Annotated in this window: 10 protein-coding genes and 1 tRNA gene; 6 read left to right on the plus strand and 5 right to left on the minus strand. The window is 68.7% G+C overall.

Translation table 11 applies throughout. The features are described 5' to 3' along the window. The first annotated feature begins 65 nt into the window (after nucleotides 1-65). The 4 genes from AB0N07_RS27095 (at nucleotide 66) to AB0N07_RS27110 (ending at nucleotide 5182) form a co-directional block, all read left to right on the plus strand. On the plus strand, nucleotides 66-383 hold the full coding sequence (locus AB0N07_RS27095; protein WP_365839343.1) for a hypothetical protein: 318 nt from the start codon (nucleotides 66-68) through the stop codon (nucleotides 381-383). An 80-nt stretch (nucleotides 384-463) separates the two neighbouring features. Then, a complete protein-coding gene (gene hrpA / locus AB0N07_RS27100) occupies nucleotides 464-4417 on the plus strand; it encodes an ATP-dependent RNA helicase HrpA (protein WP_365839345.1) in 3954 nt (1317 codons plus the stop codon). A gap of 94 nt (nucleotides 4418-4511) precedes the next feature. Continuing rightward, nucleotides 4512-4586: transfer RNA gene (locus tag AB0N07_RS27105), tRNA-Asp, on the plus strand. Nucleotides 4587-4993: 407 nt separating this feature from the next. Continuing rightward, nucleotides 4994-5182 (plus strand): DUF6274 family protein, encoded by a 189-nt coding sequence (locus AB0N07_RS27110; RefSeq protein WP_365839347.1) that lies wholly within the window; start codon nucleotides 4994-4996, stop codon nucleotides 5180-5182. 492 nt (nucleotides 5183-5674) lie between these two features. On the opposite strand, the gene bldC is transcribed toward AB0N07_RS27110, so the two are convergent. After that, nucleotides 5675-5881, minus strand: a complete 207-nt coding sequence (gene bldC, locus AB0N07_RS27115) for a developmental transcriptional regulator BldC (protein WP_003949541.1) — start codon at nucleotides 5879-5881, stop codon at nucleotides 5675-5677. Nucleotides 5882-6446: 565 nt separating this feature from the next. Then, the gene (locus tag AB0N07_RS27120) at nucleotides 6447-7289 is read right to left on the minus strand and encodes a hypothetical protein (protein ID WP_365839348.1); all 843 of its coding nucleotides are present in this window, start codon (nucleotides 7287-7289) and stop codon (nucleotides 6447-6449) included. 221 nt (nucleotides 7290-7510) lie between these two features. On the opposite strand from AB0N07_RS27120, the gene AB0N07_RS27125 reads away from it, so the two are divergent. Both AB0N07_RS27125 and AB0N07_RS27130 read left to right on the plus strand, forming a co-directional pair. Then, nucleotides 7511-8614 (plus strand): Glu/Leu/Phe/Val dehydrogenase dimerization domain-containing protein, encoded by a 1104-nt coding sequence (locus AB0N07_RS27125; protein WP_365839350.1) that lies wholly within the window; start codon nucleotides 7511-7513, stop codon nucleotides 8612-8614. A 290-nt stretch (nucleotides 8615-8904) separates the two neighbouring features. After that, nucleotides 8905-9162, plus strand: a complete 258-nt coding sequence (locus tag AB0N07_RS27130) for a DUF3073 domain-containing protein (protein WP_361273844.1) — start codon at nucleotides 8905-8907, stop codon at nucleotides 9160-9162. 75 nt (nucleotides 9163-9237) lie between these two features. Here the strand turns inward: AB0N07_RS27130 and purM are convergent, their stop codons facing one another. The 3 genes from purM to AB0N07_RS27145 form a co-directional block, all read right to left on the minus strand. Further along, complete coding sequence (purM, locus tag AB0N07_RS27135) at nucleotides 9238-10305, minus strand: phosphoribosylformylglycinamidine cyclo-ligase (protein ID WP_365839352.1); 1068 nt, start codon at nucleotides 10303-10305, stop codon at nucleotides 9238-9240. A 60-nt stretch (nucleotides 10306-10365) separates the two neighbouring features. Beyond that, nucleotides 10366-11895 carry an amidophosphoribosyltransferase gene (purF, locus tag AB0N07_RS27140; protein WP_365839354.1) on the minus strand — a complete coding sequence of 510 codons (1530 nt, stop codon included), beginning with the start codon at nucleotides 11893-11895 and terminating at the stop codon, nucleotides 10366-10368. A 61-nt stretch (nucleotides 11896-11956) separates the two neighbouring features. Beyond that, nucleotides 11957-12745 (minus strand): META domain-containing protein, encoded by a 789-nt coding sequence (locus tag AB0N07_RS27145; RefSeq protein ID WP_365839356.1) that lies wholly within the window; start codon nucleotides 12743-12745, stop codon nucleotides 11957-11959. Nucleotides 12746-12762 lie beyond the last annotated feature (17 nt).

Below are 12762 nucleotides of genomic sequence, written 5' to 3' on the forward strand. Positions count from 1 at the left end.
GGCAGCGATCCGCCGCAGCGCTACGTTCTGGCTGGTCGGCGTTGGGACAAGGGGGGCGGGGGACGATGAGCCGGGACGAGGCCAAGGCCATCCGGGATGTCGAGCTGGAGAAGGACCGGGCTCGCTACGGGCTGCTGGCCGTGGTGATCAGCAATCTTGCGATCGCGGGCGTGGCGGCCTTCGGGGTGTGGCGGCTCGACGGGGACAAGTCGGTGATCGTGGGCGTGCTCACGGCCGCCTTCACCGCGGTCAGCAGCATGACCACCGCCTATCTGGGGATCAAGGCCGTCTCCAACACCGCCAGGTCCATCGCGCTGGGCAACGGCGGCCTGCGGCAGCAGCCGCCCGCGCCCGCGCCGCCTCCGGCGCAGCGGACCGGCTGAACCGCCCCGCCGGGCCGCCGGGCCGCCGGGCGACAATTCGTTCGCCACGGATTTCTCCGGGATGAGATCCTGGATCGCGTATGTCTACGCACCCTGCCCCCGCCACCCCGGCCCTCGGCACCCTCGCCCCCCGCCTGACCGAGTTGTCCCTGCGCGACGCGCACCGGCTCGGGCGCAGGCTCGAAGGCGCGCGCAAGATCCGTAAGCCCGAGGCCCAGGCCGCCGTCCTCGCCGAGATCGAGGCGGAGATCGCGAAGGCCGAGGAGCGGATGGGCGAGCGGCGCGTCCGGGTCCCCGCCGTCTCGTATCCCGAGCAGCTGCCGGTCAGCCAGAAGAAGGACGTCATCGCGGAGGCCATCCGCGATCACCAGGTCGTCATCGTCGCCGGTGAGACCGGGTCCGGAAAGACCACCCAGATCCCCAAGATCTGTCTCGAGCTCGGGCGGGGGGTGCGGGGCATGATCGGGCACACCCAGCCCCGTCGTATCGCCGCCCGTACGGTCGCCGAGCGCGTGGCCGAGGAGATGAACACCCCGCTCGGCGAGGCCGTCGGCTGGAAGGTGCGGTTCACCGACCAGGTGAACCAGGACTCGACCTTCATCAAGCTGATGACGGACGGCATCCTGCTCGCCGAGATCCAGACCGACCGCGAGCTGCGCGCCTACGACACGATCATCATCGACGAGGCCCACGAGCGGTCCCTCAACATCGACTTCCTGCTCGGCTACCTCGCGCAGCTGCTGCCGAAGCGGCCCGACCTCAAGGTCGTGATCACCTCAGCGACCATCGACCCCGAACGCTTCTCCCGGCACTTCGGCGACGCCCCGATCATCGAGGTCAGCGGGCGGACGTATCCGGTGGAGGTGCGGTACCGGCCCCTCCTCGAAGAGGACTCCGAGGACTCCGACCGCGACCAGATCACCGCGATCTGCGACGCCGTGGAGGAGCTCCAGGGGGAGGGCAAGGGCGACATCCTCGTCTTCCTCTCGGGGGAGCGGGAGATCCGGGACACGGCAGATGCGCTGGTGAAGAAGAACTACCGGTTCACCGAGGTCCTGCCCCTCTACGCCCGGCTCTCGCACGCCGAGCAGCACCGCGTCTTCCAGCCGCACACGGGCCGCAGGATCGTTCTGGCCACGAACGTCGCCGAGACCTCGCTGACCGTCCCGGGCATCAAGTACGTCATCGACCCGGGCTTCGCCCGGATCAGCCGGTACAGCCACCGCACCAAGGTCCAGCGCCTGCCCATCGAGCCGATCTCGCAGGCCAGCGCCAACCAGCGCAAGGGCCGCTGCGGCCGTACGTCCGACGGCATCTGCATCCGTCTCTACTCCGAGGACGACTTCCTCGCCCGCCCGGAGTTCACGGACGCGGAGATCCTCCGTACGAACCTGGCGTCCGTCATCCTGCAGATGACCGCGGCCGGCCTCGGCGACATCGAGAAGTTCCCCTTCATCGACCCGCCGGACCACCGCAACATCCGCGACGGCGTGCAGCTGCTCCAGGAGCTGCACGCACTGGACCCGGCGGAGAAGGACGTACGCAAGCGGCTCACCCCGACCGGCCGCAGGCTCGCCCAGCTGCCCGTCGACCCGCGCCTGGCCCGCATGGTCCTGGAGGCCGACAAGAACGGCTGTGTCCGCGAGGTCATGGTCATAGCCGCCGCACTGTCCATCCAGGACCCGCGCGAGCGGCCCGCCGACAAACAGGCGCAGGCCGACCAGCAGCACGCCCGCTTCAAGGACGAGACCAGCGACTTCCTCGCCTACCTCAACCTCTGGCGGTACGTCCGCGAGCAGCAGAAGGAGCGGGGCTCCAGCTCCTTCCGCCGTATGTGCAAGCAGGAGTACCTCAACTTCCTGCGCATTCGCGAATGGCAGGACATCTACACGCAGTTGAGGACGGTCGCCAAGCAGATGGGCATCCACCTCAACGAGGACGACGCCCCCGGCGACCGCATCCACGTCTCCCTCCTCGCCGGCCTGCTCTCGCACATCGGCATGAAGGACGTGAAGGAGGGCGCGAAGAACGAGTATCTGGGCGCCCGCAACGCCAAGTTCGCGATCTTCCCGGGCTCGGCCCTCTTCAAGAAGCCGCCGCGGTTCGTGATGTCCGCGGAGCTGGTGGAGACGTCCCGGCTGTGGGCCCGCGTCAACGCGAAGATCGAGCCGGAGTGGGTCGAGCCGCTCGCGGAGCATCTGCTGAAGCGGACGTACAGCGAACCGCACTGGGAGAAGGACCAGGCGGCCGTGATGGCGTACGAGAAGGTCACGCTGTACGGCGTCCCGATCGTCGCCCAGCGCAAGGTGAACTACGGCCGGATCGACCCCGAGGCAAGCCGCGAGCTGTTCATCCGCAACGCGCTCGTCGAGGGCGACTGGCGCACGCACCACAAGTTCTTCGCCGACAACCGCAGGCTCCTCAGCGAGGTCGAGGAGCTGGAGCACCGCGCCCGCCGCCGGGACATCGTCGTCGACGACGACACGCTGTTCGACTTCTACGACCAGAAGGTGCCCGAACACGTCGTCTCCGGCGCCCACTTCGACTCCTGGTGGAAGCGGAAGCGGCACGAGCAGCCGGAGTTCCTGGACTTCGAGCGGGAGATGCTCATCCGGGAGTCGGCGGAGGCGGTCACCAAGGCCGACTATCCGGACTCCTGGCGGCAGGGGCCGCTGAAGTTCCGGGTGACGTACCAGTTCGAGCCGGGCGCGGACGCGGACGGTGTGACGGTCCATGTGCCGCTCCAGGTCCTCAACCAGGTCACGGACGAGGGCTTCGACTGGCAGATCCCGGGCCTGCGGGGGGAACTCGTCACCGAGCTGATCCGCTCGCTCCCGAAGCCGATCCGCCGCAACTACGTGCCTGCGCCGAACTTCGCGAAGCGCTTCCTCGATACGGCCGTCCCCTTGCAGGAGCCTTTGACGGTGACGATGGCCCGCGAACTGAAGCGCATGGTCGGAGTCCCCTTCGAGGCCTCCGACTTCGACTGGTCGAAGGTCCCGGACCATCTGCGCATCACCTTCCGCATCGTCGACGAGCGGCGGCGCAAGCTCGCCGAGGACAAGGACCTGGAGGCGCTTCGGCTCCAGCTGAAGCCGAAGGCCCGCAAGGCCCTCTCCCAGGCCGCCGCGGCCACCGCCTCGCGCGAGGGCGGCCAGTCCCTGGAGCGCAAGGGCCTGACGGACTGGACGATCGGCTCGCTGACCCGCGTCTTCGAGACGCGCCGGGCGGGCCAGCCGGTGAAGGCGTACCCGGCGCTGGTCGACGACGGCGACACGGTCTCGGTCCGTCTCTTCGACACGGAGGCGGAACAGGCGGAGGCGATGTGGAAGGGCACACGCAGGCTGATCCTGCGCAACATCCCGGTCAACCCTGCGAAGTTCGCGTCCGAGAAGCTGACGAACGCCCAGAAGCTCGCCCTGTCCGCGAATCCGCACGGCTCCATCCAGGGCCTGTTCGACGACTGCGCGACGGCGGCGGCGGACAAGCTGATCGGGGACTTCGGGGGCCCGGCGTGGGACGAGGAGTCGTACCGGAAGCTGTACGACAAGGTTCGCGCGGAGATCGTGGACACCACGGTCCGTACGGTGGGGCAGGTGCAGCAGGTACTGGCCGCCTGGCAGGCCTGTGAGCGCCGTCTGAAGGCCGTACGCAGCCCCGCGCTGCTCCCGAACCTCCAGGACGTCAGGAAGCAGCTGGACGCCCTCGTGAAGCCCGGCTTCGTGACGGAGGCAGGCCTTCGCCGTCTGCCGGACCTGATGCGCTACCTGGTGGCCGCGGACCGCCGGCTCCAGCAGATGCCGACGGGGGTCCAGCGGGACACGACGCGCATGGAGAAGGTCCACGAGATGCAGGACGAGTACGCGTGGCTGCTGGAGCAGATGCCCCAGGGCCGTCCGATCCCGTCCTCCGTCACGGACATCCGCTGGATGATCGAGGAGCTGCGGGTCAGCTATTTCGCCCACGCGCTGGGTACGGCGTACCCGGTCTCCGACAAGCGGATCGTGAAGGCGATCGACGCGGCCGTCCCGTAACCGCCCGCACACGGTGGGTGAGTTCGACCAGTGGGCTCGCCCTCCTGTACAGTCTCTTCTCGCAGCGCAACGCACGAATAGCGCCGCGAAACCTGGTCCTGTGGAGCAGTTTGGAGTGCTCGCCACCCTGTCAAGGTGGAGGCCGCGGGTTCAAATCCCGTCAGGACCGCAGTGAGAAGTGAGTGAGACCCGCACCTTGTCGGTGCGGGCCTTCTTCATGCCCGCTCGCCAACGCGCCGCACCACCAAGGCGGAGGCCGCGCCCGCGGCGCAGCCGCCATCGGATACAGCAAATCCCGTCAGGACCGCAGTGAGAAGTGAGTGGGGCCCGCACCGGCAAAGTGCGGGCCCTTTTTCATGCCGGTCGCGGCACTTCAGCCCGTCCGGCGTTTGAGGACGAGGCCGTCCAGGCCGAAGCGGGGTTCTGGGGGCGCAGCCCCCAGGGAAAGGGTCGCGGCAGCGTGCGTCACGCCGTGCACAGGCGTTCGGCGGAACCCCATGCCGTCTTGACGGCGTCACATTCCATCGGTACCCAGAAGACAGGGCCCGTTCCCCGTTCGGCCCGTGGAGGTGGCGTATGGCGGCGTCGGTCAGGCACGAGACACGGGCCCTGCTCCGTGCGCATCTGTCGGCCGCTTCCTCGTACGGCCACCTGACCCGCCACTGCCCGATATGCCACCACCTGCAGCGGCTGGCGCTGGACTCGCCAAGCGTCGCCGAGGCCCCGGACGAGGTCGTCGAGGACGAAAGCGCCGCCGGCGCATGACGGCCGCCCGCCCCAACACCCGTCCCGCCATGGGAATCTGGACCGTATCGCTCCTTTAGCGCACGGGCACCGAAGGCAACAAGGAGCGCGGCATGTGATGGGTGTCACCGCATGAGTTTCTGAAACCGCGGTACTTACACCTCGCCTACAAGTGGTCAATTTTATATGTGCAATTGCACCACTCGGGGACCCCTCCGGGAGGCTGCCGCAGGGTGCCCCCCGGCCGTGCCCCACAGGCGATCCGACATCCACCCCCGGACTCCGACAAGGCCGCTCACGGCACCCCCGGCCAGGCACGCAGTGCACACAAAAAAGATCGCGCTGGACCCGGCGGAGTCCAGCGCGATCGACGACGCACCCTGTTACTTGCTTGGAAAGCTCTGAAGAGCGTGGGCGTGGAGCCTGTTGGGGCAGACCCCGCGTCGCTTGGAGCCAGGGTTCGGGCGCCGCGGCAAGTGGGGGACCTGCCGGTTTGCCCGGTTATGCAGTTGTTCAGGCCTCGCTGCGCTGCTGCGGGATGCCCGCGAGCAGTGCACGGACCTCCGCCTCGCGGTAGCGGCGGTGCCCGCCGAGCGTTCGAATCGAAGTGAGCTTTCCGGCCTTCGCCCACCGCGTGACCGTCTTGGGGTCGACGCGGAACATCGTGGCGACCTCAGCCGGGGTCAGCAGCGGCTCGGCATCAGGGGTGCGAGCGGTCATGAGCGGCCTCCTCGGGAGAACCGAACCTTCTCGGTTCTTTCCTCTAAATTCTGCACCTTGACCCGCGTTGCCCGAAATGGTGGACGCGAGTCGAGTCGGTTATAGGACGAACGGCTTGTCCTCGGCACTACAACTACACCATCTGTCCAGCCGCGTCGGCCAAACCGATGGAATTGCCCCTCCAGGTGTTCATCAGCGACGGAAGCCGATGGACCATGCCATAGCGGACAGTCACGTCACTGTGACGATCAGTCACAGGACAATCAGGAGCCACGAGACCCCCCAAAGCGTGCAATGCTGAGATTCCGCCCACAGTGGTACGCACCGGGACGGACGGAGCCCTCCCCGGACTCCTTGTCCTATTTTGGCACGAGGAGGGGCAAGGGGCGCAAGGGCCGCGTAAGTGCGGTCCGTCACGCTTGGCACAGCTTGAGATGAACGCCCGGATCGGGACCTACGTCCCATGTTGACGAAACCTCAGGAAACACAGAGCACACTTCGGTGCGAGGACGAAACCCCAAAACGGGCGATTCGTCAAACGTCAGTTCGTGACCTGAGGCCGCCGTCAGTTGGCCGAGCGCCGGTCCCGGACCGACCGCCAGCGCTCCACCAGCCGCGCGTACGCCGCCCCCGCGGCCACCCCGTCGCCCTGCCGCAGCGCCTCGATGCCCTCGGCGACGTCCGCCGCGGAGTGGTCGTCCTCGAGCTCGCCGGCCGGCAGCGTGTGCACCAGGCCGCCGTAGTCCAGCTCCACCGTCGAGCGCGGGTGGAACTCCTCCAGCCAGCGCCCCACGTCCACCAGGCCGTCGATCAGCGGCCCCTCGTCGATGCCGTCCTTCAGGGCCCGCAGCGCCCGCGCCACCCGCCGCCGCGCCTGCACCATCGGCGTCTGGTAGCGCAGCATCGGAGGGATCTCGCCGGAGCCCTTGTCGAAGCGCCGCTCCTCGTCCGCCACCAGCACGAACCAGTGCAGCGGCACCTGCCAGGTCGCCGTGCGGATCCACGGGCGGGCGTCCGGGTTGCGGACCAGCCAGCGCTCGTAGTCCTGGGCCGCCTGGCGTCGTACGACCTCCGGGAGCACCGCGTCCAGGACCGGCTTCGGCAACTCCTCGGGCAGCTCCTGGAGGGCCTGCCAGCCGCGCAGCCGGGTCCGCCAGGGGCACACGCACAGCACCCCGTCGGCCTCCAGCACGAAGGCGTCACTGCTCTCGTGCACCGGCACCGCGATCGGCGGGGTGGGCACCAAGTCGGCCAGGGAGCGGCGCAGTTCGTCCTGGTACGAGGGGCGGTCGGCGCTCCGGGCGTAGCGCGCCCAGTGGCTGCGCTCCGGCTCGGGGAAGGCGGCCAGTGGCTCGTACACGCGCAGATACGTCGCGTACGGGACGATCACCGAGGACACCTTGGGCACGCCTGCTCCCTCCCCCGCCCACCACCGGGAAAACCTGCGGAACCCGCTCACAAACCGGCGGGAAATCTATGCAAATCGTCGCACGGACGTACTCCGCGAGTGGGTGATCCTGAGCACTGCGCGGTGACGGGGGCACCCAGGCTCTAATCTCATGCTCACAGCACCCGCCACCCCACGGGAGCTGGTCTCCAACCGCCGCTAGCTACTCAGGAGTCACCACAGTGACCGACGTAACCGGCGCACCTGCTGATGTACTGCACACCCTGTTCCACTCGGACCAGGGCGGACATGAGCAAGTCGTGCTCTGCCAGGACCGCGCCAGCGGCCTCAAGGCCGTCATCGCCATCCACAGCACCGCTCTGGGCCCGGCCCTCGGCGGTACGCGCTTCTACCCGTACGCGAACGAGGCGGAGGCCGTCGCCGACGCGCTCAACCTCGCGCGCGGGATGTCGTACAAGAACGCCATGGCCGGTCTCGACCACGGCGGCGGCAAGGCCGTGATCATCGGCGACCCGGAGCGGGACAAGACCGAGGAGCTGCTGCTCGCCTACGGTCGCATGGTCGCCTCCCTCGGCGGCCGCTACGTCACCGCGTGCGACGTCGGCACGTACGTCGCCGACATGGACGTCGTGGCACGGGAGTGCCGCTGGACGACCGGACGGTCCCCGGAGAACGGCGGCGCCGGCGACTCCTCCGTCCTCACCGCCTTCGGTGTCTACCAGGGCATGCGCGCCAGCGCCCAGCACCTGTGGGGCGACCCCTCGCTGCGCGGCCGCAAGGTCGGCATCGCGGGCGTCGGCAAGGTCGGCCACCACCTGGTCCGGCACCTGCGCGACGAGGGCGCCGAGGTCGTCGTCACCGACGTGCGTGAGGAGGCCGTGGGCCGGATCCTCGCGGCGCACCCGGAGGGCGTGAGCGCCGTCGCCGACACCGCGACCCTGATCCGCGTGGAGGGCCTGGACATCTACGCCCCCTGCGCGCTCGGCGGTGCCCTGAACGACGACACCGTGCCCGCGCTGACCGCGAGGATCGTTTGCGGTGCCGCCAACAACCAGCTCGCCCACCCGGGCGTCGAGAAGGACCTCGCCGACCGCGGGATCCTCTACGCGCCGGACTACGTGGTGAACGCCGGCGGCGTCATCCAGGTCGCCGACGAGCTGCACGGCTTCGACTTCGACCGGTGCAAGGCGAAGGCGGCGAAGATCTTCGACACCACGCTGGCCATATTCGCACGTGCGAAGACGGATGGGATTCCGCCGGCCGCGGCGGCCGACCGGATCGCCGAGCAGCGGATGCACGAGGCGGCCGCAGGGCGCAGTCTCTGACCTTCGGGAGGTTTGGCCGGTACCCGTCGGCGCACACTTAGAGAGAACTCTCACGTTCGTCGGCGGGTCGCCTGTCGAGAAGTGGTTAAAATCGCGGTTGACCAGCGGGGACGGGGCGCCCCGAGGGTCCTGGAGCCGGGCCCGTCCTGCGGGCGACGTACCGTATGGGCGTGGGCTCAGGTACCGTGGAAGCCCTACGGACCGGTCTCTCCGCGGAGAGCCCGTTCCAGATCATGAACGCGTGTCAAGACTCTGGGGCCGTCGAGCCCCGTCACCGAGGGGGTCGAGCCATGGGGCGCGGCCGGGCCAAGGCCAAGCAGACGAAGGTCGCCCGCCAGCTGAAGTACAACAGCGGCGGGACAGACCTGTCGCGTCTGGCCAGCGAGCTGGGCGCTTCGACTTCGAGTCAGCCGCCGAACGGCGAGCCGTTCGAGGACGACGAGGACGAAGACGACCCGTACGCCCAGTACGCGGATCTCTACAACGACGACGATGAGGACGAGGACGACGAGTCCGGTCCGTCGTCGCAACATCGCCGCGGCGCTTGACGCACTGAGCAGTGCTTGACCCGGTCCGGGAGTGGTCACACCACCGGACCGGGTTTTGCGCTGCTTTCGCCACCGTCAGGCGCTGTAGTCCCCGACGAGGGCCGCGCCGGTCTCGTGCTCGCCACGCCCGGTGATCTCTCCGGCGACCCATGCCTCGACGCCTCGGTCGGCCAGCGTCGCCAGGGCCACGTCGGTGGACTCCTCGGGGACGATGGCGATCATGCCCACGCCCATGTTGAGGGTCTTCTCCAGCTCCAGGCGCTCGACCTGCCCCGTCCTGCCGACGAGGTCGAAGACCGGGGCCGGGGTCCAGGTGGAGCGGTCGACGATCGCGTGCAGATCGTCGGGGATGACACGGGCGAGGTTCGCGGCGAGGCCGCCACCCGTGACATGGCTGAACGCGTGCACCTCGGTGGTACGGGTCAGGGCCAGGCAGTCCAGCGAGTAGATCTTGGTCGGCTCCAGCAGCTCCTCGCCGAGGGTGCGGCCGAGCTCCTCGATCCGCGCGTCCAGCGACAGGCCCGCCTGGTTCAGCAGGACATGCCGGACGAGCGAGTACCCGTTCGAGTGAAGCCCGGAGGCCGCCATGGCGATCACCGTGTCACCCGTACGGATGCGATCCGGGCCCAGCAGCCGGTCGGCCTCCACCGCGCCCGTACCGGCGCCGGCGACATCGAAGTCGTCCGGGCCCAGCAGCCCCGGGTGTTCGGCCGTCTCTCCGCCCACCAGGGCGCAGCCGGCCAGCACACAGCCCTCCGCGATGCCCTTGACGATCGCGGCCACCCGCTCGGGGTGGACCTTGCCGACGCAGATGTAATCGGTCATGAACAGCGGCTCGGCGCCGCACACCACGATGTCGTCCATGACCATCGCGACCAGGTCGTGGCCGATGGTGTCGTACACACCGAGCCGGCGCGCGATGTCGACCTTGGTGCCCACGCCGTCGGTGGCGGAGGCGAGAAGGGGACGCTCGAAGCGCTTGAGGGCGGAGGCGTCGAAGAGACCGGCGAAACCGCCGAGGCCGCCGAGGACCTCGGGGCGCTGCGTCTTCTTCACCCACTCCTTCATCAGCTCGACGGCGCGGTCGCCCGCTTCGATGTCGACGCCCGCGGCTGCGTAGCTGGCACCAGTTGTCTCAGACATGGCTAGTGAGAACTTTCGTGTCGTACGGCAGGCGTTTATTGAAAAGGCACAGCACGGGCTTTACGGGCGACGGATCGCGTCGGCCGCGGCCGTGGCTGCGGGACCCGCGGCCAGTTCGGTCTCCAGGAGCTGCTTGCCCAGCAGCTCGGGGTCCGGGAGCTCCATCGGGTACTCGCCGTCGAAGCAGGCGCGGCACAGGTTCGGCTTGGCGATGGTGGTCGCCTCGATCATGCCGTCGATGGAGATGTACGCCAGGGAGTCGGCGCCCAGCGAGGTGCCGATCTCGTCGATGGTCATGCCGTTGGCGATGAGCTCGGCGCGGGTGGCGAAGTCGATGCCGAAGAAGCAGGGCCACTTCACGGGCGGCGAGGAGATCCGGATGTGGACCTCCGCCGCGCCCGCCTCGCGGAGCATGCGCACCAGGGCCCGCTGGGTGTTGCCGCGGACGATCGAGTCGTCGACGACCACCAGGCGCTTGCCCTTGATGACTTCCTTGAGCGGGTTCAGCTTCAGACGGATGCCGAGCTGGCGGATCGTCTGCGAGGGCTGGATGAAGGTCCGGCCGACGTACGCGTTCTTCACGAGACCCGCGCCGAAGGGGATGCCGGAGGCCTCCGCGTAGCCGATGGCGGCCGGGGTGCCGGACTCCGGGGTCGCTATGACCAGGTCGGCGTCGACGGGGGCTTCCTTGGCGAGCTTGCGGCCCATCTCCACGCGGGACAGGTACACGTTCCGGCCGGCGATGTCGGTGTCCGGGCGGGCCAGGTACACGTACTCGAAGACACAGCCCTTGGGCTTCGCTTCCGCGAATCGAGAGGTACGCAGACCGTTCTCGTCGATGGCCACGAACTCGCCCGGCTCGATCTCGCGGACGTAGCTCGCGCCGCAGATGTCGAGGGCGGCGGACTCGGAGGCGACGACCCAGCCGCGCTCCAGGCGGCCGAGGACCAGCGGGCGGATGCCCTGCGGGTCACGGGCGGCGTAGAGGGTGTGCTCGTCCATGAAGACGAGGGAGAAGGCGCCGCGCACCTGCGGGAGGACCGTGTGGGCGGCCTCCTCGATGGTCAGGGGCTTGCCGTCCGCGTCCTCCTGGGCGGCGAGCAGCGCCGTCAGGAGGTCGGTGTCGTTGGTGGCCGCCACGCGAGGCGTACGGCCGCCCTCCTTCTTCGGGAGGTCGGCGACCATCTCGGCGAGCTGCGCCGTGTTGACCAGGTTGCCGTTGTGGCCGAGCGCGATGGAGCCGTGCGCGGTGGCGCGGAACGTCGGCTGGGCGTTCTCCCACACGGAGGCGCCGGTGGTCGAGTAGCGGGCGTGACCGACCGCGATATGACCCTGGAGCGAACCGAGCGAGGTCTCGTCGAAGACCTGGGAGACGAGGCCCATGTCCTTGAAGACGAGGATCTGGGAGCCGTTGCTGACCGCGATTCCCGCGGATTCCTGGCCCCGATGCTGGAGGGCGTAGAGCCCGAAGTAAGTGAGCTTGGCGACCTCTTCACCGGGAGCCCAGACTCCGAAGACGCCGCAGGCGTCCTGGGGGCCCTTCTCACCGGGGAGCAGATCATGATTGAGTCGACCGTCACCACGTGGCACGCCACCGAGTGTAGGCGAGATCGACCACTGGTCCGAATTGGGGACAGCTGCCGCTAATGGATCACCGCTCGGCGACCGCCTTGGCGGTTTCTCCGTTTGTGCTGGTCAGCGTGAGGGTTTGCTGATCCAACCCATAGCTCGCGGTGCCGTCGAAGAGGCGCAGGAGGCTCTTCTCCGTATGCATGAGTGAGGTGTCGCACATCATTCGTGTGGTGGACGGGGCGCCGAGGGTGATATGTCCGTCGTGGACCGTGGCGTTCGCCGTGACGTGGTTGCAGCCGAGGCGCCCGGTGACCTTGCCGGACTTCTTGTCGAACATGAGGTAGGCGGACGCCGTCTGCTGCCGCGGCAGGCTGGTCGCCGTGCCGTTGGAGTCATCGAGTGCGGTGATCGACCACTTGGTCCCGTACAGCGGGGCGTCCTTCTCCTTGGTCAGCCGGATGCGGTCGCCGTCGTGGGTGGTGAGCGTCAGGCCGTCGCCCTTGGTCTCGACCGTGAGCGAGTGGTCGGTGAGGGTGGCGGCGAAGGCCCGCTCGAAGGCCATGCGCCGGGGCTCGCAGGCCATCAAGGTCTGGCGGGCGTGCGTCAGTTCGACTCGATGGTCCTTGAAGGCGGCCTTCGCGCCGAACGCGTTGCACCCGTAGTTGCCCACGGCCGTTCCGTCCTCACGGACGCGGAGGTCGGCGTCGGCGGGAGCGCGCCGGGTGGTGCCGTCCACGGTGACGCTGTCGACCCTCCAGTGGACGCCGGACACCTGTGAGGCGGCGGAGGTGCTGCCCGTGTCGCTTCCGCACGCCATGACCAGCGGAAGGACGGTCAGGACGGCGAGGGTGAGTCGCTGTTTGTCCATGCCGATGGGACGAAAGG

The sequence above is a fragment of the Streptomyces sp. NPDC051172 genome (assembly GCF_040682555.1).
Taxonomy (GTDB): domain Bacteria; phylum Actinomycetota; class Actinomycetes; order Streptomycetales; family Streptomycetaceae; genus Streptomyces.

Coding starts and splice junctions, on each gene's coding strand:
- AB0N07_RS27095 (WP_365839343.1), top strand. CDS start 66: ATGAGCCGGGACGAGGCCAAGGCCATCCGGGATGTCGAGCTGGAGAAG.
- AB0N07_RS27145 (WP_365839356.1), bottom strand. CDS start 12,745: ATGGACAAACAGCGACTCACCCTCGCCGTCCTGACCGTCCTTCCGCTG.
- purM (WP_365839352.1), bottom strand. CDS start 10,305: ATGTCTGAGACAACTGGTGCCAGCTACGCAGCCGCGGGCGTCGACATC.
- hrpA (WP_365839345.1), top strand. CDS start 464: ATGTCTACGCACCCTGCCCCCGCCACCCCGGCCCTCGGCACCCTCGCC.
- AB0N07_RS27130 (WP_361273844.1), top strand. CDS start 8,905: ATGGGGCGCGGCCGGGCCAAGGCCAAGCAGACGAAGGTCGCCCGCCAG.
- AB0N07_RS27110 (WP_365839347.1), top strand. CDS start 4,994: ATGGCGGCGTCGGTCAGGCACGAGACACGGGCCCTGCTCCGTGCGCAT.
- bldC (WP_003949541.1), bottom strand. CDS start 5,881: ATGACCGCTCGCACCCCTGATGCCGAGCCGCTGCTGACCCCGGCTGAG.